Consider the following 24,080-nt stretch of genomic DNA (forward strand, 5'->3'; position numbering starts at 1 on the left):
GATAGCCAGAGCATTTAAATGTAAAAACAGAGTGCTTTCTAGCACGAAAATAATGCACTAGGTTGCACGGCTCACAGTTCTGCTAATAACCATGGTTATTTTGTGGTTTAAGGCGCGAGGTATAGTTTACTCTCCCACACACAATAACTAATTATAAGTACCACAAACGTTAGTATGGATATGTCCCTAGACGATGTAAGTGTGGATCTACGTCGCGTTTTGTTTGAAATTGCCTATGCTCTGGACGAGGTCGGTGTCGATGACATCTATCACGGTCATAGAGTTGCCTATATTGCTTATCGATGCGCTCAGCGAATGAGGTGGAGTGACGCACAATGTCAGACTGTGTTTTCGCTTGGCTTAATACACGATTGTGGCGTGTCGGAAAGTGCTGAGATAAGTGCGCTTCTCACGTCATTAGCTCCGAAGAATACGAGGAAACATTGTGTGAAGGGGTATGAGCTGCTTAAAGCATGCCGCCCTTTGTCTGAATTGGCGACTCCGATTCTATTCCATCATACCTGGTGGCAAGAGTTGCAAAGCATGAGCACAATAGACGCCGAAACAAAACAATACGCTACTTTGGTGTTTTTGGCTGACCGATTGGATTATCTTCATGGTCATTATCCTCTAGATGCTTATGGCAATATCACTCAACGTAGCAAAGAAAATATCATCGGCGAGCTGCAAGCTAATGCTGGCACTATGTTTGAACCAAACCAAGTGGTGGCGATGGCTGAACTGGTTGCTTGCGATGACTTTTGGTTCTCGATGGAGGCCAGACACATTGAAAGTTTGTCCGATACCTTTTTGCCGCTATACCACTCACCAATCGGTTTGGACGAGTCCATTGAAGTCGCGGAGCTCTTTGCTCAGATTGTTGATGCGAAAAGTTCATTTACCTACCAACATTCACTCCATGTTGCTCAGTTAGCGGAGTTTTTTGCCCTTCAGTTGGGTTATTCTCCAAGAGAGAGAAAAATGCTCTACTTGGCTGGATTGATTCACGATATCGGTAAGCTAAAAACGCCAAGCGCTATTTTACATAAACCGGCTCAGCTTTCGGATGAGGAGTACGCTTGTATCAAGCGACATGCAACTGATTCGCGTCATGCAATCGAGCGAATGTTTACCAACCAAAGCATTGTCGATTGGGCATCTAACCATCATGAAAGGCTGGATGGTTCTGGTTATCCATTAGGGATGAATGCATCACAGTTGGATCAGCCAAGTCGATTAATAGCAATGACTGATGTATTTCAAGCATTGACTCAATCTCGTCCCTACCGGAAAGGTTTACCGCTAGAGCAGGCACTCGCTATCATTGAGCGGATGGTGAACGACAACCAACTTGACCGCGTAGTTTTTGATTGTCTGGTTGGCAATGCAGAAATCTGTTATAGGATTTCTACCGGCCAGGAATATAAGCAGCCAGTGCTGGTTTAGCACTGGCCATTTTTACTATTTTTGATTGATAAATGCTTTGAAACGCTCTTGGGTCGCGCTGTCGGCTTTGTTGTACCAAAAGTGCAGCATCTCTTCGGCGGTGTTGTCGCCGCTTTGCATCTTTGCAGGTGTATCATTGAGCGTTGCAGGTAAGGTTACCGGAACGACAGCAACACTTGACACTGCTGCTACGCCTCCACGGCGATTGTACTCCGCTAGCTCTAATTTGTGATTACGGCCTATCTGCATGCCACTTTTCAGGAGCTTGTCCTGTTTTACTTCGATGGCTTGGCCATTTTGGGTTCGAAGGCTCCATTCAAGCGTCGGCAGTTTTTTCGCTGCGTCATTTTCATTGCGATATTGAGGTAAGCCAAACTCTAGCCCTGTGTTTGACTGATTAAACGTGGCAATGATGGGATCGCTTTCAAGCAGAACGCGTTCTTTACCTTTATCGAAGTAAGGGTTGTAGGTGAACAGAATTTGGTTCTGTCCATCTGGTAGGGTTAAAGTTTTCGTTGAAGAGAAGAGCCCACCTGAAAGTTCAGGTTTATTGTCGTTAGCCACCAAGACGTCGATAGTGTCTGGTATCGCAATGGTGACCTCGGCAACTGCTGTCCCCGTGATACCCAGTGCGATAGCAGCAAGCAATGTTGTTTTTATTTTCATTATTGATTCCTAATAAACAGGCACTTAAGCCTCAATGAGAGTGCCTAGCTCCCTAGTTTATTGCAATACTTGTATGTAAGAAGTTGGCAAAATTCATCAAATCTTCATCACTGTTCACGCCAATGTGGCACGTGAAATCGCAAATTTGAGGTACCTTTCACGGTAATCATAACTATGATTCGACTATATTAGTCTGAGTCAACAAAACCAATATGTTTAATGAATCAGGAGGATAACGCTATGGCATATAGAGATATGTTAGACAGCAGACTAGTGTTGTCGCCGTGGTATAACCTTGACTACACCCTTTCTCTTTTAAACAAAGACATCGTTCTACGTTAATTTCTGCGGTGCACTCTGTACCGAATTACGATCTCTCTAAAACAAAAATGATGACTCGCATTAATTATTGCGTGGATTCGATCTATTTAAAGGAAATTAACAATGAAACGTATCCCAGAACCTTTTCGCATCAAAATGGTAGAACCGATCAAAATGACAACGTATGACGATCGTGTTGAAGCCTTGAACGAAGCGGGTTTAAACCCATTCTTACTGAGAAGTGATGATGTCTATATTGACCTGCTGACCGACTCAGGTACTGGCGCAATGAGTGACAATCAATGGGCAGGCCTGATGATGGGGGATGAGTCTTATGCTGGTAGCCGTAACTATTACAACTTGTGTGCGGCGGTTGAACACTTCTTTGGCTACAAGTTGACAGTGCCCGCTCACCAAGGGCGTGGTGCAGAGCAGATCTTATTTCCGGCATTGATTGAACGGATGAAGACGGTTCGTGGTGGCAAAGAGCCGGTTTTCATTTCCAACTACCATTTTGATACTACGGCTGGGCATATTGAGCTCAATGGCGGTAAAGCGATTAATGTGGTCGACAAGCACGCCTTCGATACAACCACGCCATATGACTGGAAGGGTAACTTCGACTTAGACAAGCTTCAGTCGACAATTGAAGTGTATGGTGCTGAAAATATCTGCGCCATTATTACTACTGTGACGTGTAATAGTTCTGGCGGACAACCTGTTTCAATGGCGAACATGCGTGCCGTTTACGAGATCGCGGCTAAGAATGATATTCCGGTGGTGATTGACTCAGCACGTTACTGTGAAAATGCGTATTTTATCAAGCAGCGCGAAGAGGGTTACCAAGACAAATCTATCCTCGAGATCATCCGAGAGATGTACCAATACGGTGACATGCTGACGATGTCGGCCAAGAAAGATCCTATGGTCAACATTGGTGGTTTGTGCTGTATTCGTGATCATGAAGAACTTTTCCAAGCGGTTCGAACTCGTTGTGTGCCGATGGAAGGATTTGTGACCTATGGTGGTATGGCTGGACGCGACATGGAAGCATTAGCAAGAGGGCTTTATGAAGGTGCTGATGAAGATTACCTACACTACAGAATTAGTCAGGTAGAATATTTAGGCGAACGCTTGCGTGAAGGCGGGATTCCAATCCAATACCCAACTGGGGGGCATGCAGTATTTGTCGATGCAGCAAAAATCTTACCGCATATTCCCGCAGACGAGTTCCCAGCGCAGGTGTTATGTAACGCCTTGTACCTAGAAGCAGGTATTCGCGCGGTGGAAATCGGCTCCTTGTTACTCGGACGTGACCCGGAAACAGGTGAGCAGAAAGCTTCTGAACTCGAGTTGATGCGTTTGACCATTCCTCGACGCGTTTATACCAATGATCATATGGACTATATTGCTGACGCGATCATTGCTCTTAAAGAACGAGCACATGAGCTTAAAGGCTTGACGTTTGACTATGAACCTCCTGTACTTCGTCATTTCACGGCGCGTTTTAAGTCTAAGTAAACCATCGTTCTAGCGTAACGCCACTGCCGCAACTTAGCTCGAGTTGCGGCAGTTGTCTATCTTGGAAGCAAAGTCCCAATTAGCATTGAAATCTATAACTTACTGTTTGACATGTTATTTATTCCTGTTTGACTGATGTTTATTAAATTTTGGCTCGATATCCTCTTTGTAATGTAACAAGTTGATAACAACAAGATTATTTCCAATCGTGACTCGAAAATAACCTTTATTTTTTTCTTCAAAAAAAAAGTCTCTTAAATACTTAGTGCTGACGTTCTTTGAATGAGCAAGGGACAGATTGGCTCTGAATTTAGAGTCGACCAACAAGGAAAGAGAGAAATAGGTATGAATCGCATGACTCTATGTGCTGCGGGTATCGCGTTAGCGATCTCGGGTACTACGATAGCCGCCCCCGCGGCTCCAAGCGTTGATGTATATGGATCCAACAATCTTCAATTCTCAAAGATTGAGTTAGCCATGGAAACCACATCTGGCTACAACGATATGGTTAAATATTTTGATGAAGCCGATATCACGATCAAGTTTAATCAGTGGAGTGGTGAGACTGGCGACACTTACAAAGTTTACTTTGATGGTGTAGAAGTCGCGACGGGCCCGATCAGTGGCAGTCAAACGACGGCTAACTTCAAATATGGCAAAGGTGGTCTTTATCAGATGACGATAGAGGCGTGTGACGCAACCGGTTGTAGCGCGAGTGCTCCGGTGGACATTGTGGTTGCTGATACCGATGGTGCGCACTTGAAACCGCTGACGATGAACATCGACCCAAATAATAAGTCTTACAATACCGATCCGAATACGGTTGTCGGAACATACTTTGTTGAGTGGGGTATCTATGGTCGCGAATATACAGTCGATAACCTCCCTGCTGACAACCTGACTCATATTCTGTACGGCTTTATCCCAATTTGTGGGCCAAATGAATCGGTCAAGTCGGTCGGTGGCAACAGCTACAACGCTTTGGTTACCGCGTGTCAGGGTGTGCCAGACTACGAAGTCGTCATTCATGATCCTTGGGCGGCTTATCAGAAGAGCTTCCCTCAGGCGGGTCATGAGTACAGTTCTCCGATCAAAGGTAACTACGCAATGCTGATGGCGCTCAAGCAGCGTAACCCAGACCTTAAAATTATCCCTTCTATTGGTGGCTGGACGCTGTCAGACCCATTTTTTGATTTTACGACTAAAGCAAACCGAGACACGTTTGTTGCTTCAGTTAAACGCTTCCTAACCACATGGAAATTCTACGATGGGGTTGATATTGACTGGGAATTCCCAGGTGGCGGCGGCGCTGGTGCAGGTCTAGGTGATCCGGTGAATGACGGCCCAGCTTACGTTGCTTTGATGCAAGAGTTGAGAGCCATGCTGGATGAACTAGAAGCGGCGTCAGGTAGAAAGTACGAGCTTACTTCTGCCATCGGTGTTGGTCACGATAAGCTTGAGGACGTGGACTACGCGGATGCGGTTCAATATATGGATTACATCTTTGCCATGACCTATGACTTCTACGGTGGCTGGAATAATGTCGTTGGCCATCAAACAGCTCTTTACTGCGGTAGCTTTATGCGCCCAGGCGAATGTGATGGCACAGGCGTTGACGAAAATGGCGAAGCTTATAAGGGTCCAGCTTATACGTTAGACAACGCGATTAAGCTACTGCTCGCTCAAGGCGTTCCTGCGAGCAAGCTTGTGCTTGGCGCGGCAATGTATGGACGAGGCTGGGAAGGTGTGATGCCAGAAAGTTTGTCTGACCCAAGCGATCCTATGACAGGTGTTGGCAACGGTAAGCTCAAGGGCTCAACAGCACAAGGTGTTTGGGAAGACGGTGTTATCGATTACAAAGGGATCAAATCCTTTATGCTTGGTGCAGATAACTCTGGGCTGAATGGCTTTGAGTATGGGTATGATACCCAAGCTGAAGCGCCTTGGGTTTGGAACCGTACAACGGGCCAATTGATTACTTTTGATGATGAACGATCAGTAAAAGCGAAAGGCGCTTACGCACGTGATTTAGGTTTAGCGGGGCTATTTTCATGGGAAATTGACGCAGATAATGGTGACATTCTCAATGCGATGCATGAAGGTCTTGCTGGTGGCGAGCCAGTCAATCGTCAGCCTAATGCCAATGCAGGTGCAGATGTTACCGTAGTTGGCCCGGCAAGTATCGTGCTGGACGGTAGTCATTCAAGTGATTCTGACGGTAGCCTAGTAAGCTATCAGTGGGAGCAAGTCTCTGGTCCGGTAGTGACACTCTCTGGCGCCACTGACGCGATTGCAGGCTTTGATGTAGCGGAAGTTGTCCAAACTGAAACACTTACCTTTAAATTGACAGTGACCGACAATGAAGGTGCGTCTTCATCGGATACGGTTGTTGTTACAGTGAATGCCAAAGATAGCCAACCTGAAAACCAAGTTCCGGTTGCCTCGATAAGCGCTCCAGTCAATGCAAATGCGGGTGACCTTGTTGTCGTTGATGCGTCAGCTTCAACGGATGCGGACAACGATCCACTTACGTACACTTGGGACTTGCCTGCAGGAGTTAACGCAACGGTAAGCGGTGCAACGGTAAGCTTCACTGCTGCTGAGTATGCCATAGATACTTCGCTAACTTTCACTGTGACGGTGAGTGATGGACAGGCGACGTCCGTGGCTTCAACAAGCGTCGTGGTTGCGAAACACTCATCTGGTGGCGAGGTGTGTAGCAACTTATGGGATGCGTCAATGGTTTACGTTGGCGGAGAACAAGTTTCTTGGGCAGGAAAAGTTTGGGAAGCGAAATGGTGGACGCAAGGTGATGATCCAGCGCAGTCAGGACCGTGGGGCGTTTGGAAAGAAGTCGGTGTCGCGGATTGTACTACTAACTAAACCCCGTTTGTTCAAATAATATGAAGCCATCCGAATATTTCGGATGGCTTTGTTTTAAGCAGGTTTAATTGACGGCTCTGACTTTACCCTGTTTCAGACTCGCAAGGACTTCCGATTTAGGTCCATCAGCGATGATGCTGCCTTTTTCCATCACAATGACACGTTCAACAACATCGAGCATTGAGGTTTTGTGCGTGATTAGAATCAGTGTCTCACTAGGCTTAAGCTGAGAAAGTTGTTGCTTGATGTGCATTTCAGAACGATTATCCATTGCACTGGTCGGCTCATCCATTAGTAATACAGGTGGACGGCCAAGTAGTGAACGTGCAATCGCGACAGCTTGACGTTGACCTCCTGAAAGTAAAAGACCACCTTCACCTACTTGTCGCTCTAGACCTGCGGGGTCTTGTTGCGTAAAGACCGTGACCCCAGCGCGGTTAGCGGCATCAAGCACATCTCTATCATCTGCCAAAGGGCGACCTAAGGTGATGTTGTCACGAATACTGCCATAGAAAAGCTGACTGTCTTGCGGAACGCAGCCAATGTTGCGCCTTATATCGATATGATGCAGTTGTGAGATATCCGTATCGTCTATTCTCACGTGCCCTTCGGTGGGTTTATACAAGCCCATGATTAAGCGTTCAAGGGTTGTTTTACCTGAGCCAATTCGACCGATAATCGCGACTTTTTCTCCTGGGTTAATGGTTAAGCTGAGATCACGAATCGATGCAATCGGTGAATCAGGGTAGTGGAAGGTTACTTTATCTAACTCAATCTTACCGTGAACAATTGGACGGTGGATGTAACGTTTCCCTTCTTCTTGCTCATCCGGCATCGACATCACTTGCTCTATGATGGTCATCGAAGATTTTGCTTGATTGTAGCGAGTTGAAAGCAATGACAACTGCACCATAGGCCCAATCGCTCGCCCACTGAGCATGGTTGCAGCAATCAAGCCCCCCATCGTCAGCTCACCTTCAGAAATTAAATAAACGCCGAGAATGATCATTCCGACGTTGGATGCTTGTTGGACAAAACCCGCGGTATTTTGGATCCCATCGGTGATTCGGCGACTCTTAATATTCCAGTTAGCCATATGTGCGACCGCTTCTTCCCAACGGAATTGAAACTGGCTCTGTGCGCCAAATAGTTTGACAGTCTCAAGGCCTGCTAAGCTCTCGATCAGGTTGGCGTATTTTTGCGAAGCTAACCTTGATCCTTCTTCAATGGTGTGACGCAATGGGCCTTGAATCAGAGCAGAATAGATGATCAAGATAAGCACACCAACGATAGGAACCACAACTAAATTGCCTGCCATTAGCCAAATCAACAGCAGGAATAATACCGCAAACGGCAAGTCGATCAGGGAGCCTATGGTTGCCGATGTGAAGAATTCACGGATGGATTCAAACTCTTGTAAATGACGAGCAAATGCACCGACCGAAGGCGGACGTGCCTCCATACGAATTCCCATCACTTTACTAAACAATTTCGATGAGATAAGAATGTCGGACTTTTTCCCAGCAACATCGATAAAGTAACTGCGTAAGAGCTTGAGTGTTAAGTCGAACAAGAAGATCACAAAGATGCCACTCGCGAGCACCCATAGGGTTTCAAATGCAAGATTTGGTACAACTTTGTCATAGACTAAACGAGTGAACATTGGCGCGGCGACGGCAAATAGATTAATCAGGATCGAGGCGATCAACACATCACGATATATCTTCTTCGACTGCCAAATCGTTCCCCAAAACCAGTGCCCTTTACGGGTTTTAAGTACCTCAGGTGAACGTTCATCATAGCGAAACTGCTTTTTTACTAAGAAATAGCGTCCAACATACTGCTTTTCTAACTCTTCAATCCCTATAGAGATTGGCACTAAGCCTGACTCGCCAGTCACGATCTCGGCGTCGGTTTTGTCGTCGTTGATGCTGTTTAGAACGCACGCATCCCCCCCTTTGAGAATGAGTACCACAGGTAAAACAAGCTGCGGAATTTCTCTTAGTGTTGCGCGGTTTTCTTTAGCAACCAGTCCGGCCCGCTCTGCGGAGCGAGGGAATAGAAACGGGGTCAGCTTGCCATCAGACAGTGGTAAGCCGTTGATCAGCGCCTCTGGAGAGTTGGCGAGTCCGTAGTATCGACTGACGTAGATAAGTGAATTTAATAGCGGATCCTGCATGCTATACCTTTAGTTGATTATTTATCTACGATAAAGCCTTGGAAGACTTCAATAAAGTGCTCAGAAAGGAAATCTAGCTGAGTCTGAGTTTCGACACGTGAAGCAATGGTCTTAATACCCAAGTTATGCGCCGTTCTTGATATCGATGTTAAGGTAAACTTCTGTTTCTCATCATCAAGGTGGTGAGTGTAGAGATAGTCTAATTTCACATAGGCCGGGCGGAATTCGTTGATGTAATCCAATGATTGGAAGTTACGTCCATAGTTATCGACACCGAAATCAGCACCCGCACCTCTCACCGCATTGCAGAACAAAGCGGTGTGATGTGGTGCATTGATAAAGCAGCTTTCAGGGATCTCGAAATGCAGCAATGACGCAACGGATGAGTGCCTATTGAGTAGTTGCGTTACCCAGCGAATGAAGCTTGGCTGCGAAATACTGCTTTGCGCTATATTGATCGCGACTGGCTCATTAAACTCTCCTGCCTCCAAGCGTTCAACAATTGATTTTGTCACATATTCATCAAACAAGTGGCTGGCATTAAGTTGCTCTAAAGCGAACAGATATTGGTTTGCTCTGTAGCGTTCACCATCTTTCTCAATCGAGGAGAAAACTTCGCGGTGATAGGTTCTTCCCCAACTGTCGTTCGCCGCTTGGAAACGGAAGTTAAACCAATCATTGTTGATAGCTTCTTCAACCAAATGCTTCCACTGCTGTTTACCCATCAGGTTGTCAGAGTCTTCACCTGTGACGTAGCCATAATTGAGTTCAGGATTCGATTTGGCATTTGCCAGTGCATTATCAAGCATGGTCAGAACTTCGCTGGTGCTAGTCGACGCTTTGTTGTAAACGACCCCCAAAGAAACATTAGCCGCCGCCGTACCAGTTGGATCGGCGTTAATATCTTGTACATAAGTGACGATGCTTTCTGCTGCAAGTTTTAGCTCTGAATCATCGATATTAGGCAGTATGAAACCAAACTCTTCGGTCGAAATACGCGCCAGTGTAATGTTTGGCGATGACATAGACACTTTAAGATGATCGGCCAGTTCTCTAACCATGCCGTCACCCGCTTCGTAACCTTTGTCGTCATAGAGTTCGCGAATGAAGCTTGCTTCCAGAATGGCGACACCACCAATCCCGCCTTCGCCAATCCACGAATTGAGTTGGCTCATGTAGTAGGCACGGTTACCAAGCTGGGAAACAGGATCTATGTAGGCACGCTCACGCAGTTGCTGGGCTTCTTTGGCTTGCGCTTTGAATGATTTCTCTAGTTGTGCCGACATGCTGTTGATGCCGTCAACGACATAAATAAGATCGCGTGTCGCAGGTCTAGGCAGTGGTTCACCGAATTGATTATTGGCGACTTGTTCCATCTTATTCACTATGAGTTGCAATGGGCGAAGCGCGCGTTTCAGGATAAAGGATATCGACAATAAACCAAGAAGCATGATGATACAGAAGGCAATGACCAGGCGCTCAAAGGCTAGCCACAGCTGGGTGTAGGCGTCCCCAGGGTGACTGACAATTTCAACTTCTGCTAGCTGCATCCAACCACTGGTCACAACTCGTCGGTCATGAATCTTTTCAAACAGATTAAGACGAGTAAACCAGTCGGGTACGTCATTAGGCTTAATGGGGTAGGAGCGAAGAATCTCGTCTCCGGTATCAAGAAAAATTAAACGTACCACTGAATAACTACTGCCATCAAACAAGGCGTTGATTACCGATTCTACGGCGACCTGGTCCTTATTCTCTAAATACGGGGCGAGTGCAAGGCCCACCGTATTAATGGTGTTATTCACCTCAGATTGCTGTTGCTGAATAAGGTTACTTCGGGTGGTGTTGAACTCGATGATAAACACCGAGATCAACAGCATCAAAATAACGGCAATCATTCCAGCAACAAGTTGTTTATATAAAGTCATATTGCCTACTCATCATAATTGACTACTGGTTTATTTAGGTTGAGCGATTTTTCGCGGGCACGGAGGTCATTCCATAAACTTAGCCTTGACGACTTCCCTGCCAGTTGCCCTTGTTTGGACTTCATAAGCCATAGATTTTTACCATTAAAACTGTAGATCGGTAGTAAATCTCGACGTTGTGATGCGCGTTTTATCTGTGGATTGATGTTATCCAACAGAATCGGTTCTGCACTGGGTTTAGAGTAATAAGCGAGAACCATGTGGAATTGGTTAAGCTCGATCGCTTTAACATACACTAGGCGTAGTTTCTTATCTGATACACCGAGTTCAAGTAGGGAGAAATATTTGGCAATGGTGAAGTCTTCACAATCACCAGCATTACTACCTAGAAACTCGAGTGGTGTTGCCCAATAATCCTTTTTTCCCCACAGATGAATGTCATTTACGAAATTTAACTGGTTAAAGAAATTGTTCACCTTTGTCAGCTTTTCGCGTTCAGGAATCGATTTATACTGCGTCATTTCTGTACGCCAGGTTTGAACCCGCTTTCCTGCCCGTTCACCATAGGTACTGCGCACAGCGTCAACCCAGCGCTGCTCTTGAGTATTAAGAGCAAACGAAGTGGTTGTGGCCAGCAGCATCACAGCAGAAGCAATCAAGCCGTTAGTCAGCAATCGAGCCTTCAAGCTGGTTTTCCTGCTACAGTGGTGGACATATCATCTATTCCTTTAGCGCATTATTTTGCGCACTCAGAATGGGTTTCAATAAGTATTCTAGAATGGTGCGCTTACCTGTAATGATATCGACGGATGCGGTCATGCCGGGAATAATCGGCAGGGAATTATCCTTATCTAAACTGGTCTCTTTGGTTCTTACTCGTACAAGGTAGTAGCTATTGCCTTCTTCATCTGTTGTTGTATCGGCACTGATGTGTTCTAAAGTACCTTCTAAACCGCCATACTTGGTAAAGTCATAAGCACTAAATTTAACAATGGTATGCAAATCAGGACGTAAGAAAGCAATGTCCTGCGGTGCGATTTTCGCCTCGACTAATAAGGTGTCTTCACTTGGTACGATTTCAACGATATCCATACCTGGTTGGATAACCCCACCTACAGTATTGACATTGAGCGTCTTCACCGTCCCGGTCACAGGGGATGTCACCACGGTACGATTAACGCGGTCTTCTAGACCGACTGTTGATTCTGTCAGTGATGAGAGCTTGTCTTGGGCGTCGTTGAGTTTTTCTTGTTGCTCCGAACGGAATTTCTGAGCGGTATCAATTCGGCTCAACATGGCTTCACGAATCGCTGACCTAAGAACCGGTACTTTGAGTTCGCTGGAGGTTAATTCACGTCTTGTATCGTTGACTTGTCGTTGCAGTTTGAGCAGTTCAATGCGTGGTACGACACCTTCTTCGGCAAGCGGTTGGGTAATTTCTAACTCTTTATTGGCAAAGCGATAGCTGTCACGTAGGTTTCTTACCCGAGCCTGAATTTCGACTAAATCTTGTTGCTTTTGCTTAACTTGCTGATCGACCAGCGAAAGTTGGTTACGCAGGTTGTCTAAGTCTTGACGGTATTCATCACGTTGGCGTGCGACCAAGTTGGGCTGTGTTTCCTGCAATATTGGTGGAAACGCGAGTTTATTGAAGTTGAGCTGAACGCTTTGCTGCCAGTTACTTTCATCAAAATCTTCATTGATCACAACGCTGGTAATAGAGGCTGAGAGTTGTAATACACTGGCAGTCAGGTTAGCGACTTGTTGTTCACGCTCACGATAATCTGAACGGAAACGCGTATCATCGATTTGAAGTAGCTGTTGGCCTTTTTCTACTTTTTGCCCTTCACGGACAAGAATTTCTTTAACTAGACCACCTTCTAAGTTTTGCACAACTTGGACTTGAGAAGAGGGCACAACCTTACCTTGCCCAACAGTGACCTTGTCGATTTGCGCCCAAGATGCCCACAATATGGCAAGTATGAAAAACAGCACCATTACCCATAGCATAACGCGTGCGCTACTAGGTGTGTTGAGTAGAAGTGCCGCCGTTTTGTCGTCGACATAGTCCAGCTCATCGGGAGTAAGCTTGTTGTAGCCGCTCTTACTCATGGGTAATCCTTACGATATTTAGTTATTCTATTGATTTTATTACTCATGGCAGGAAATGTTAAGGATTTGCTGTGAGTTTTGTCTTAGTAAAAACGTTAACTTAGATTTAACTCGTTATTTTTATAGAGTGTAGCGTTATCCTCAGAGGTAGGCTTGAGTTCTTGCCATTTAGAGCGCACAATCGACAAAAATTTCCGCCGAGGAGAACAGATGGAACTTGATGATATTCGTCGTGAATACACAAAAGGTGGCTTGCGTCGAAAAGATTTGCTGGCCGACCCAATTGCGCAATTTGACCTTTGGCTAAAACAGGCGATAGAAGCGCAACTGACTGACCCGACTGCTATGACAGTGGCGACCGTTGATGAAACGGGTCAACCTTATCAAAGAATCGTGTTGCTCAAAAATGTCGATAAGCAAGGATTTGTCTTCTACACCAATTTAGGCAGTCGTAAAGCAAAACAGATTGAACACAACGCCAAAGTCAGTTTGCATTTTCCTTGGCATCCGCTCGAAAGGCAGGTTCACATTACAGGCGTTGCTGAAAAACTTACCGCCGTTGAAAACATGAAGTATTTTTCTTCCCGACCAAAGGCGAGCCAGCTTGCGGCGATTGCGAGCAAGCAAAGTAGTCGCATTTCTGCTCGTGGTGTTCTAGAGGGTAAGTTCCTCGAACTGAAAAAGAAATTCGAGGCAGGAGAAATTCCTGTGCCGAGTTTTTGGGGAGGCTTTCGTATTAAGCCGCAAAGCATTGAATTTTGGCAGGGGGGCGAGCATCGTCTGCACGACAGATTCTTGTTCTCCAAAGATCATGAAGAGTGGCATATTGACCGCTTAGCGCCATAAAATAACGCCGCTTTAAGCGGCGTTATTTTATGAGAGTAGGACTAATACCGGGGTGAACATTTCGCTAGTTGATGTCTCGAACGACACGGAAACCAAGATAGTTTGCCGCTTCGAAAGTGGACAGGAACAACTGTTTATCAGATGCGGCCATTTCGGGGGATGAGTTCCAAGCTCCTCCTTTTGCAATCCCTTTCGGACTGCTGGTCCATTGCCAAACATTGCCAACGACGTCGTAGAGTCCAAGTGGGTTTGGCTTAAATGCACTTACAGGAGATGTGCTCACGTTTGACCACGGTGTTCCACTCCAGCCTGTGTTGGCGTCACCAGAGGTGAAATTGTCACCCCACCAGTAACTATCTTGGCTGCCAGCGCGAGCGGCCACTTCCCACTCTTCTTCGGTTGGCAAACGGTATGAAGCGCCAGTTTGTTTACGAAGCCAATTGATGTATGACTTGGCGTCATTCTGGCTAACACAAACAACAGGGGAGTTAGGATACTGTCTAAAGCCAGGATCGCGCCAGTTTGCTTTTTCTACTGGTGTCACCTCACCTTTAATTAGCGCAGTACAAGTGTTCTTTAGCTCGGCATCTGTCTGGTAGTTGGTTTGCTCCACAAAAGTTGCAAATTGACTTATGGTTACTGGCGTTGCGCCAATCCCGTAAGCATGATCAAGGAACACTTGCTTTGAGGCATTTTGACCCGTGAAGTATTTACCTTGCAAAATGGCAATCATTTCAGGTGCTTGACCTTTACTCGCCATGCCATCTGCAAACTTGCTCCCCGCTCTTAGAGGGTTGGATTTCTCTTCAAGTACGGCTCGAATTGCGGTATCAGACTTTACTGAAATTTTCTGAGTAAAGGCTTTGTAACCTTCTTTCTGCACGCTAATTTCGTGAAGACCAATGGGTAGCATCACTTCAACAGGTGTACTGCCGTAAGAGACGCCGTCAATAAGTACGCTGTCGTTAAATTGGTTCGAACGCACAGCAAGCGTTACCCACGCCATTTCTTGATCGGCTTGTAGCTGCAATTCACCACTAGTGCCCGGAGCAAAACAGTATCGGCTGTCAACTTGGAGCAAATCACAAGCTGCCTTAGCCTTTGGTCTTGCTTCTAGCTCAACATCCATGATCGTGCGATAACGGACACCATCGTAGAATCCGGCTTGCTTGGTTTGATGTCTGATCACGTGAATATTCAGAGCAGTGTCATTGATAGTACGGCTGACTAACGAACTCTCACTGGTTTGTTCAACAATCTCTGCACGAAACTGTTTGACCGCTTTCTGCAGTGCCAACTCTTTGGTTTGATGGTCACACTGCGCTATGGTCAGTTCAGCTTGGCATCGGTTAGTAAAACTGACCGAAATCTGTTGAGGTTGTTTGAGCTCTGTTCTCAACTGCTCGACGCGCGCACGGATCTTTTGTTCATCAAGTCCTGATATCTCATGGGCAATAGCGTCTAGTTCAGACTGATATGTGCTTAAGATACTGTTTACTTCCACTAGCTCTTGTTCTGCGGCTAAACGCGCTTTTTGGTTTTGCTTAACTGCAGACCAAGCGTCTTGATAATTTTTTTGTGCAACAGCAAGGTTGATATTTGGGTCATCGATCATACGTTGATAAGCATTTTCAAGCTGACTTTTGGCACTGGAAAAAGCGTCATCCAACGATTTGGCTTGTGTTTCAAGAACGGCCAAATCAGATTTTTTACTGTTTAGCAGAGCTTGTTGTTCGTCTTTCTTCTGTTGCGCAGCTTTTAATTCGTCATGCTTAGTAAACAACTGGTCGTCAATTTGAACCAATGTATTTGGTGCTTCTTCTGCAAAAGCAGAAGGCAAATATAAACACGGAGATAATGCTAATAAGAGAGCGGGTAAACCTGGGCGCATTGTCTTTCTTCTACATCTAATTATTGAGTAATTGGCTTATTTTAAACGAAAACGCCACCTTGTCTTTGGTTATCCGTTGATAACTTAGGATCAAAATGGCGTTTTTAGATCAATCTTGTGAATTCGGTAAGAGTTTCAACTGTTATCCACTCGGGCGCAGTTTTACCCAAACCGTATCATTGGCATCAATACTAATCTCTCGGTTGTAGGTTTCAAACCCACTTTTTGATACGGTCACTTGATGTTGACCACGAGGCAGAACAACCTCAACCGGTGTACTGCCGTAGTTGATACCGTTAATAACCACAGAATCGTCATATTGATCTGAGCGAACAGTGACGTTTACCCAGTTCTTATCGTTCTTTTGGCTTTTTGTTTCTTGCTCACCTTTCAAACAGTAACGTGAAGATACGTTAAGCAATTTACATGCTGCCGACGCTTCTGGACGCGCTTGGAGTTGAGATTGCATTTGAGTGAAGTAGCTGTTGTTGCCCTCGAAACCAGAACGGATGATTTGGCTCTCTTGTACATGGACGTTTAGCTGTACCCCTTTGGCATTTTGTTTGGCAACGTTTGACTCGGTCAGACGGTCCATCAATTTCGCTTTAAAGGCTTTGACCGCTTTCTGCTTGGTTAGGTAATGACCTTGGCTAGTACATTCACCGAGTGTCATCGTCGCAGAACAGGTTGTCTTGTAGCTGGTCTCTAGCACATCGCTTTCACGAAGTTCGGCTGCGATACGTTTAACACGCGCTTCAACCTTTTGCTCTTTTAGGTAAGAAAGCTCCGAGTTCAGACGTGCTTGCTTTTGCTTGACTTGAGATAAACGCATTTCACTTTCAGTGATGGCTTGTTGATTTTCAAGCAGAGCAGACTGGTTTTCTTTCACTTCAGACCAAGCATCCTGATAGGCCTTTTGGAAAGAAACTAGGTCGATATCTGGATCATCTAAGAGTCGATTATACTGTTTGTCCAGTGCCGATTTAGCACGATTACGCTTCGCATTGAGCTCTTGCTCACTGCGTTCAAGCTTACTTTTGTCATTCTGAAGTTGTTGGAGACGTTCAGCTTCAGAGTTAAACTCTGTTGCCATCGTGCCCATTTCCGCTTCTTTATTTTCTAATTTACTCTCGATTTCGGCAACAGGATCAGCCTGTACACTCTCTTCTGCCAAAATCGAAGTCGAAACCCAAAGAGGGCTTAGCGCAAGCAAAAGCGCTGGGATGCGACGTATGATCATAAGTCCCTGCAACAATTAACGTTTAAATTACTAATGTAAACTATTTAAACCAAGTGCATATTTCTAAAGCTATGCACCTTAAAGTAGGAAAAAGACAAACTTTTGACAGTCCATTGTTAAGCTGTCTTGCAAAGGTCTATTTCTTCCATTTATTTCCCTCTATTTCTAGAGAGGGTTACCTAAGCTTATCATAAATCGAGATAAACCTATCTAATACTTAATCCATTTTGGGCAGATTGGAAAAATATGCAAGTAAAGAATCTTGATCGCGAAGGGCTAAAATGGATAGAAGTGACATAAGCCGTAATTTATGTGCACTTGATCATTCTTCCAGTACCTGGTTTGGTTGTTTTTTCGACAGTGGACAAAGTGGTTGGGGCTAAGTCTAGCAAAGTAAAATGCAACCTATTTGATAAATTATCAATAGGAATTTCGAGTTGAATCACTTTTGGTATACCATGATATTCCTATCACCCAAATTGCTAGTGTGGCGCTATGTCTTCATCTATTACCTCACAAAATAAACGGCTAGCTGCCAAAGAATTGTCGCCTAAGCCAGCTCAGGTGATTACTTTGCCTTCCTATATGGAATGTCATGATCATAACTACACTCAGGTCGTGATTGGGCTAAAAGGCAAGGCAGAATTTGAGGTTAGCGGGTACGGCAATCTAGTTGGGCCTGGGCAAGGGTGTGTTGTGACTTCGGGCAGCGGGCATGCATTTGGTGGTGTGCTGGAACAATCGGATATTCTAGTCCTAAATATGCCCTTGCCTAGCGATGAAGATCCGCTAATGCTTCAACGTCTCAATGACTTAAATCAGAAAGACACTTACTTTCAACTTGATGGACAAATACAGAAGTTGATTCAGATGCTCGTTGCAGAAATGCAATCGAGCCCCGAAGACCTGTTATTAAGTCGTGCCTGTAATGACACTGTTGTTGCCTTATTGCAACGTCATATGTCGGCGTTTTCTACTTGTCGTCGTGATTCCCGTGTTGACTTAGAAGCGATTGATCGTTATATCGAACAACATTTAAGCCAAAAAATCTCGGTGACTCAGCTTGCGGGGAGTGTCTTCCTTGGGGAAAGTCAGTTTCATTCACTGTTTAAAGAGCAAATGGGTATTACTCCCCACCAATATGTTCTGGGTAAGCGTATCGATACCGCCAAAAAACTGATTGAACAAGGAAATTTAACGCTAGGGCAGGTGGCAGAGTTTACCGGTTTCTCTGGTCAAAGTATATTCACTCATACCTTTTCCCGTCTGCAAGGTATGTCGCCCTCTCAGTACAAGAAACAATTTGGTTAAATAAGCTAAGCTTAACCATATATTATTTTGCTTATTTGCATGTGACTCTGTTTTTGTTTTGTTAATAATCAGAGTTTTTAGCAAAAAACTCGGAGTTTTTGACAAGTAATCTTCGCGGCCTCAAAATACACTGCATGCCATTGTAGGAAACCTGGACTGATTTCAGGTTTGAGATTGAGGAAAACGCATGTTTACAGCGACTGACGTGTTAAATACTGAGTTTGTAGAACAACCACTCAACAAACTATGGTCGTTGATCTCTCCACTGTACATGGTGGACGAATCACAATGGCTGAACCAATTGCTGCCATTAGCTAAGCCAACGGATACTGAAAAACAACAAATTGAGGCGAAAACAACCGAACTGATTCGCGCGATAAGAGCAGATAAAAAATCAATTCAGATGATTGATGCTCTCCTGCTTGAATACAGCCTTGATACGCAAGAAGGTATTCTATTGATGTGCTTGGCTGAGGCGTTAATGCGTATTCCTGATGCTGCAACAGCCGATGCTCTAATCCGAGATAAACTGACGGTTGCCGATTGGAAGTCTCACCTCAAGAATTCTGACTCTGTCTTTGTTAACGCATCCACCTGGGGATTGATGCTCACAGGTAAAGTTGTGGGCTTATCTGAAAATGAATCTCAAAGCCCGGTCAGTGCGGTAAATCGTTTAGTCAATAAAATGTCTGAGCCGGTGATCCGTAAAGCGATGCATCAAGCGATGAAGGTGATGGGTCATCAGTTTGTCCTTGGTCGTAACATTGCTGAGGCGCAAAAGAACGGTCGTTCAATGCGCGATAAAGGCTTTACGTATTCATACGATATGTTAGGTGAAGCGGCGTTAACCACGGCTGACGCAAATAAGTATTTTAAAGATTACCTGATGGCGATTGAAGCCGTTGGACGCGATGACTATGGGCTAGATACCAGTCCAGCGCCATCGGTTTCCATTAAGCTATCGGCTCTTCATCCTCGTTATGAAGTGGCAAACGAAGAGCGTGTTCTAAGCGAGCTTTTCGATACGCTGCAACAACTTCTGCGTCGAGCCGTTGAACTTAATGTCGCCATCACAATCGATGCAGAAGAAGCGGATCGATTAGAACTGTCTCTGAAGCTATTTGAAAAAGTATATCGTAGCGAATTAGTCAAAGGTTGGGGCAAGTTTGGCCTTGTTGTTCAAGCCTATTCAAAACGTGCCTTGCCGGTTCTAGTTTGGCTAAATGCGTTAGCGAAAGAGCAGGGTGACATGATCCCACTGCGCCTTGTGAAAGGGGCTTACTGGGATAGTGAGATTAAGTGGTCGCAACAAGCGGGATACACAAACTATCCCGTTTATACACGTAAAGAGGCGACAGATGTTGCTTACCTAGCGTGTGCCCGTTTCCTCCTTAGCGAAAACGTACGTGGTAATATTTTCCCGCAGTTTGCGAGTCATAATGCTCAAACGGTCACTTCAATTGCGGTAATGGCTGAGCACAAAGACTTTGAGTTCCAGCGGTTACATGGCATGGGTGATTCACTCTACAATCATGTAATGAAAGCCTACCAGCAATCTGTGCGTATTTACGCTCCAGTGGGTAGTCACAAAGACTTGTTGCCTTATTTGGTTCGTCGTTTACTAGAAAACGGCGCCAACAGTTCGTTTGTTCATCGTTTGGTGGATGCGCGTTGCCCAGTTGAGACACTGACACAGCACCCAGTCGATATGCTTAATGCGTTTGAAACGCTCAATAACACTAGTATCCCGCTTCCTTTTAATGTTTTCCCAGAGCGCAAGAACTCGTTAGGCGTCAATATCGATATTGAAAGCGAAGCAAAGCCTTTTGAGCACGAAGTAGAAAGCTTTTTGAACAAGCAATGGTCTGCTGGGCCTATCATTAATGGTGAATTCCTTGCCGAAAGCATGATCAAGGAAAACATCAATACGGAAGCTGTAACCGCGCCCTACGATCGACGTGTCAATGTTGGTCAGGTAGCATTTGCCAGCCTTGATCATGTTTCCACAGCGATTGAAGGTGCTGAACATGCATTGAACGCGTGGCAAAACACGCCAAAAACGCAACGCTCTGAAAAGCTTGAAACACTCGCTGATCTTCTGGAAGAGAACTTAGCTGAGCTGGTAGCGATTTGTCATCAAGAAGCGGGTAAAACAATTCATGACAGCATTGATGAAGTGCGTGAAGCGGTTGATTTTTGTCGCTATTACGCCAAGCAGGTCGATGCATTGGGCGACTTCACCGTGAAAGGTTTTGATGGTCGCAGCCGTGTCGTTTCTCGCGGTGGTCGTGGTGTGTTTGTTTGTATCAGCCCGTGGAACTTTCCGTTAGCCATTTTCCTTGGTCAAATTACCGCTGCTTTGGTTGCCGGTAATACGGTAGTTGCGAAACCAGCAGAGCAAACGAGTTTAATCGCGGCGCGCGCCGTTGAGTTAATGCTGGATGCAGGCTTTCCAGCAGGCACAATCCAACTCTTACCAGGACGTGGCGCCGAAATTGGCTCAGCTCTAACGTCTCATTCTGCGATTGCTGGCGTGGCATTTACTGGCTCTACTGCGACTGCGCAGCGCATCAACCAAGCTTTGGCTGCCCGCGATGCTGATCCTGTTCCTTTTATCGCCGAAACTGGCGGACAAAATGCGATGATTGTCGACAGTACGGCTCTACCTGAGCAGGTTGTACGTGATGTTATTCGCTCGGCGTTTGCGTCTGCAGGTCAACGTTGTAGTGCGCTTCGTGTACTTTATGTTCAAGAAGATATTGCCGATCGCATTGTTGCTCTTATTCAAGGGGCGATGCAGGAACTAAGTGTGGGCAAACCTTACTTACATTCAACAGATGTCGGCCCAGTCATTGACCAAACAGCGAAAAATAAATTAGAGCAACACATTGAAAGAATGGCTGAGACTGAGAAAAAAGTCGCACAGTTAGCGCTTTCTGACGAGCACCAGTATGGTGATTTTGTTGCGCCTACGGCATTTGAAATCGCTGATATTTCTTGTCTTACCGAAGAGCAGTTTGGGCCAATTTTGCACATTGTTCGCTTTAAAGCGAGCGAGCTGCATCAAGTTGTCGAGCAAATCAATAATACTGGCTTTGGCTTGACCATGGGTATCCACAGCCGCAATGAAACGACTTATCGTTGGATTGAAAAACATGCTCGAGTGGGTAACTGCTACATCAACCGAGATCAAGTAGGTGCGGTTGTTGGTGTGCAACCTTTTGGTGGTCAAGGCTTGTCGGGTACAGGTCCGAAAGCGGGTGGTCCGCACTACTTGTACCGTTTTACACAAACACAGTTTTCTTAATTGAGTGAGCAAGGAGAATAATCATGGTTCATCAAGTAACTCGTTTTTCTGACGCTTTCTCTGCTTGGGAAAGCTGGAATCTAACAAATTTCGATTCAAAGAGTGAGTGTTTGCTCGCTTTTAAACAGGCTTTACAACAAGTTCAGCCTGAGTTGGCTTCAGTTGTGTCATATCATATTGAGCAAGCTTCCGCGTTGATCGCAGAAACTCATCAATTGGTTGGCCCTACTGGTGAAACCAACGAACTGTATACCGCAGGACGCGGTGTCGCGGTTGTGATTCAGGATGACACACGACCACAGGCAAAGCAGGCGGTGGTTGCGCAAATCAGCGCAGCGCTTATCGCTGGAAACAGTATCATCTTGTGTAGTGATGATGACGAGCTTTGCCAATCAATTGAAGCTGCTTATGTGCAGTCTTCGCTACCTACCAATTTAGTGCAATTGGCAGCGCTAGATGCCTATCATCAGTTGTTGGATTCTGATGTACGTAGTATCGGTTATGTAGGTAACACTGAGGTTGCAAGGAGCATCAACCGACAACTCGCCAAACGCTCAGGTGCCATTGTTAGCCTGACGTCTGAAACGGATCTTGTGGGCATCCCCGTTGCTCACGATCCTCATCTCGCATTACGTTTCATTACCGAACGTACCAGAACTATAAATATAACAGCAGTGGGTGGTAACGCGACCTTGCTCGAATTGGGGAACGACGCCCACTAAACTTCATTGATTTGCCCTCGATGTATCGGGGGCATTCAGGGAAGGCGATCTTTCAAAAGAGGACAAATCACATGGAAAATGGCTTTGCTATTACGACCACGTTTATTGCGTATCTAATACTCATGCTCGTCATTGGTATCGTCGCATATCAACGCACCAAAAGTTCAAGCGATTACTTTCTGGGTGGCCGTTCATTAGGCCCATGGCCTGCGGCACTTTCTGCCGGTGCATCAGATATGAGCGGTTGGCTATTGCTCGGTCTACCTGGTTATGCTTATGCTGCGGGTATCGAAGCATTTTGGCTAGCTGGTGGCCTGTTGGTCGGTACCTGGCTGAACTGGTTGATCAATGCAAAACGACTACGTACATACAGCATCACGACCGATGCGTTGACCTTACCCGAGTTCTTATCGCGTCGTTTTAACGATAACTCAAAACTGATTCAGGTCATTTCTGCCTTTTTCATTCTTCTATTCTTCCTTTTCTATACGAGCTCAGGCTTAGTAGCGGGCGGAAAATTGTTTGAAACAGTATTTGGTTTAGACTACACCATCGCAGTGATTATCGGCACTGTGTGTGTGGTGTCTTACACCCTGTTTGGTGGATTCCTCGCAGTGTCTTGGACAGATTTAGTGCAAGGCCTCCTGATGGCAGCCGCACTTATGATCGTTCCAATAGCAGCAATGAATGGTGGTATTGACCAGCTTGGTCACGACCTTGAGGCAATTAACCCTGAGCTATTAACGCTTTGGAATAACTCGAAAGGTGAGTCTTTGTCTGCGATTGCGATTATCTCACTCGTCGCATGGGGTCTAGGTTACTTTGGTCAACCGCATATTTTGGCGCGTTTCAAAGCTTCACGCTCAAACAAAGATCTCACGACAGCTCGCCGTATTGCGGTTATTTGGACTGCATTGTCAATGGCAGGTGCGATGCTCGTTGGTCTTGTTGGTCTAGTCTATGTGACCAATACTGGTATCAGTGTCGATGATGGCGAGAAAATCTTCATGTTGCTCGTGAACGCTCTGTTCCACCCTGTGGTTGCGGGTATCTTACTTGCGGCAATTCTGGCTGCTGTGATGAGTACGGCAGATTCACAGTTGTTGGTTTCTTCATCAGCGTTGGCTGAAGACTTTTACAAGCAAGTCTTTAAGCAAGATGCAACCTCTGAAGAGATTGTTATGGTTGGCCGTGTTGCTGTGATTGGTATTTCGATCGTTGCTTTGGTTCTTGCAATGACACCAGACAGCTCAGTTCTTGGTTTGGTTTCTTATGCTTGGGCTGGTTTCGGCGCGGCATTTGGTCCTGCGTTGATCTTGAGCCTTTACTGGGAGCGAATGAACCGCAACGGTGCTCTAGCGGGTATTCTTGTAGGTGGTATTACTATTGTCGTGTGGAAGCAACTATCCGGCGGTTGGTTTGACGTTTACGAGATCGTACCGGGAATCATCTTCTCGACAATTGCTATTGTTGCTTTCAGTTTGATGACGGGTGAGCCAGAAAACGCTGTTAAAGCGCAACACGCTAAGTTTAAAAAGTTACTGACTGAACTAGACTAGTTCACGCACGTTTAATCAAAAAGCTCCGAAGTTCGGAGCTTTTTTGCTTCAACTCGTTTATTTTTTGAACTCACCTCACGTTTTCTAAACTAACGTTTGAATTTAATGAACTCTCGCTTCCAAAATATGTCGATTATCAGTATTGAGA

At 45.5% G+C, this 24,080-nt stretch carries 15 protein-coding genes; 8 read left to right on the forward strand and 7 right to left on the reverse strand.

Annotated features, from left to right (window positions below):
- Positions 1-174: 174 nt before the first annotated feature.
- Positions 175-1,446, forward strand: coding sequence for an HD-GYP domain-containing protein (locus TW81_RS02945; protein ID WP_045954245.1), 1,272 nt, complete (start codon positions 175-177; stop codon positions 1,444-1,446).
- Positions 1,447-1,461: 15 nt separating this feature from the next.
- On the opposite strand, the gene TW81_RS02950 is transcribed toward TW81_RS02945, so the two are convergent.
- Entirely contained in the window at positions 1,462-2,112 is a 651-nt protein-coding gene (locus TW81_RS02950; RefSeq protein WP_045954246.1) for a DUF2057 family protein, read from the reverse strand.
- 444 nt (positions 2,113-2,556) lie between these two features.
- Here TW81_RS02950 and TW81_RS02955 point away from each other — a divergent pair, with 444 nt between their 5' ends.
- Complete coding sequence (locus tag TW81_RS02955; RefSeq protein ID WP_045954247.1) at positions 2,557-3,954, forward strand: tryptophanase; 1,398 nt, start codon at positions 2,557-2,559, stop codon at positions 3,952-3,954.
- A 345-nt stretch (positions 3,955-4,299) separates the two neighbouring features.
- Positions 4,300-6,837 carry a glycosyl hydrolase family 18 protein gene (locus TW81_RS02960; RefSeq protein WP_045954248.1) on the forward strand — a complete coding sequence of 846 codons (2,538 nt, stop codon included), beginning with the start codon at positions 4,300-4,302 and terminating at the stop codon, positions 6,835-6,837.
- Between the two features lie 64 nt (positions 6,838-6,901).
- Here the strand turns inward: TW81_RS02960 and TW81_RS02965 are convergent, their stop codons facing one another.
- The 4 genes from TW81_RS02965 to TW81_RS02980 all read right to left on the reverse strand — a co-directional run bounded on the left by TW81_RS02965 (position 6,902) and on the right by TW81_RS02980 (position 13,056).
- On the reverse strand, positions 6,902-9,016 hold the full coding sequence (locus TW81_RS02965; RefSeq protein ID WP_045954249.1) for a type I secretion system permease/ATPase: 2,115 nt from the start codon (positions 9,014-9,016) through the stop codon (positions 6,902-6,904).
- Between the two features lie 17 nt (positions 9,017-9,033).
- A complete protein-coding gene (locus TW81_RS02970) occupies positions 9,034-10,944 on the reverse strand; it encodes a bifunctional diguanylate cyclase/phosphodiesterase (RefSeq protein WP_045954250.1) in 1,911 nt (636 codons plus the stop codon).
- Positions 10,945-10,949: 5 nt separating this feature from the next.
- Positions 10,950-11,585: a transglutaminase-like cysteine peptidase gene (locus TW81_RS02975; protein ID WP_045954429.1), complete on the reverse strand. Its 636-nt coding sequence runs from the start codon at positions 11,583-11,585 to the stop codon at positions 10,950-10,952.
- Positions 11,586-11,664: 79 nt separating this feature from the next.
- Positions 11,665-13,056: an HlyD family type I secretion periplasmic adaptor subunit gene (locus TW81_RS02980; RefSeq protein ID WP_045954251.1), complete on the reverse strand. Its 1,392-nt coding sequence runs from the start codon at positions 13,054-13,056 to the stop codon at positions 11,665-11,667.
- A gap of 210 nt (positions 13,057-13,266) precedes the next feature.
- Here TW81_RS02980 and pdxH point away from each other — a divergent pair, with 210 nt between their 5' ends.
- Complete coding sequence (pdxH, locus tag TW81_RS02985) at positions 13,267-13,902, forward strand: pyridoxamine 5'-phosphate oxidase (RefSeq protein ID WP_045954252.1); 636 nt, start codon at positions 13,267-13,269, stop codon at positions 13,900-13,902.
- A 64-nt stretch (positions 13,903-13,966) separates the two neighbouring features.
- Here the strand turns inward: pdxH and TW81_RS02990 are convergent, their stop codons facing one another.
- Positions 13,967-15,793, reverse strand: coding sequence for an SUMF1/EgtB/PvdO family nonheme iron enzyme (locus TW81_RS02990; RefSeq protein WP_045954253.1), 1,827 nt, complete (start codon positions 15,791-15,793; stop codon positions 13,967-13,969).
- A 142-nt stretch (positions 15,794-15,935) separates the two neighbouring features.
- Positions 15,936-17,033, reverse strand: coding sequence for a PEGA domain-containing protein (locus tag TW81_RS02995; protein ID WP_045954254.1), 1,098 nt, complete (start codon positions 17,031-17,033; stop codon positions 15,936-15,938).
- Between the two features lie 495 nt (positions 17,034-17,528).
- Between TW81_RS02995 and TW81_RS03000 the strand changes: the two genes are divergently transcribed.
- From TW81_RS03000 to putP, 4 genes are all read left to right on the forward strand, one after another.
- A complete protein-coding gene (locus TW81_RS03000; protein WP_045954255.1) occupies positions 17,529-18,344 on the forward strand; it encodes an AraC family transcriptional regulator in 816 nt (271 codons plus the stop codon).
- Positions 18,345-18,531: 187 nt separating this feature from the next.
- Positions 18,532-21,651, forward strand: a complete 3,120-nt coding sequence (gene putA / locus TW81_RS03005; protein WP_045954256.1) for a bifunctional proline dehydrogenase/L-glutamate gamma-semialdehyde dehydrogenase PutA — start codon at positions 18,532-18,534, stop codon at positions 21,649-21,651.
- Positions 21,652-21,674: 23 nt separating this feature from the next.
- The gene (locus tag TW81_RS03010; protein WP_045954257.1) at positions 21,675-22,373 is read left to right on the forward strand and encodes a 1-pyrroline-5-carboxylate dehydrogenase; all 699 of its coding nucleotides are present in this window, start codon (positions 21,675-21,677) and stop codon (positions 22,371-22,373) included.
- 71 nt (positions 22,374-22,444) lie between these two features.
- The gene (putP, locus tag TW81_RS03015; protein WP_045954258.1) at positions 22,445-23,932 is read left to right on the forward strand and encodes a sodium/proline symporter PutP; all 1,488 of its coding nucleotides are present in this window, start codon (positions 22,445-22,447) and stop codon (positions 23,930-23,932) included.
- Positions 23,933-24,080 lie beyond the last annotated feature (148 nt).

Origin of the sequence: Vibrio galatheae (genome assembly GCF_000967545.1) — a bacterium.
In the GTDB taxonomy this organism is placed as follows: Bacteria; Pseudomonadota; Gammaproteobacteria; order Enterobacterales; family Vibrionaceae; genus Vibrio; species Vibrio galatheae.

Bases quoted from the DNA above. Each gene is read 5' to 3' on its own strand.
- TW81_RS02945 (WP_045954245.1), top strand. From the start codon at position 175: ATGGATATGTCCCTAGACGATGTAAGTGTGGATCTACGTCGCGTTTTG.
- TW81_RS02950 (WP_045954246.1), bottom strand. From the start codon at position 2,112: ATGAAAATAAAAACAACATTGCTTGCTGCTATCGCACTGGGTATCACG.
- TW81_RS02955 (WP_045954247.1), top strand. From the start codon at position 2,557: ATGAAACGTATCCCAGAACCTTTTCGCATCAAAATGGTAGAACCGATC.
- TW81_RS02960 (WP_045954248.1), top strand. From the start codon at position 4,300: ATGAATCGCATGACTCTATGTGCTGCGGGTATCGCGTTAGCGATCTCG.
- TW81_RS02965 (WP_045954249.1), bottom strand. From the start codon at position 9,016: ATGCAGGATCCGCTATTAAATTCACTTATCTACGTCAGTCGATACTAC.
- TW81_RS02970 (WP_045954250.1), bottom strand. From the start codon at position 10,944: ATGACTTTATATAAACAACTTGTTGCTGGAATGATTGCCGTTATTTTG.
- TW81_RS02975 (WP_045954429.1), bottom strand. From the start codon at position 11,585: ATGCTGCTGGCCACAACCACTTCGTTTGCTCTTAATACTCAAGAGCAG.
- TW81_RS02980 (WP_045954251.1), bottom strand. From the start codon at position 13,056: ATGAGTAAGAGCGGCTACAACAAGCTTACTCCCGATGAGCTGGACTAT.
- pdxH (WP_045954252.1), top strand. From the start codon at position 13,267: ATGGAACTTGATGATATTCGTCGTGAATACACAAAAGGTGGCTTGCGT.
- TW81_RS02990 (WP_045954253.1), bottom strand. From the start codon at position 15,793: ATGCGCCCAGGTTTACCCGCTCTCTTATTAGCATTATCTCCGTGTTTA.
- TW81_RS02995 (WP_045954254.1), bottom strand. From the start codon at position 17,033: ATGATCATACGTCGCATCCCAGCGCTTTTGCTTGCGCTAAGCCCTCTT.
- TW81_RS03000 (WP_045954255.1), top strand. From the start codon at position 17,529: ATGTCTTCATCTATTACCTCACAAAATAAACGGCTAGCTGCCAAAGAA.
- putA (WP_045954256.1), top strand. From the start codon at position 18,532: ATGTTTACAGCGACTGACGTGTTAAATACTGAGTTTGTAGAACAACCA.
- TW81_RS03010 (WP_045954257.1), top strand. From the start codon at position 21,675: ATGGTTCATCAAGTAACTCGTTTTTCTGACGCTTTCTCTGCTTGGGAA.
- putP (WP_045954258.1), top strand. From the start codon at position 22,445: ATGGAAAATGGCTTTGCTATTACGACCACGTTTATTGCGTATCTAATA.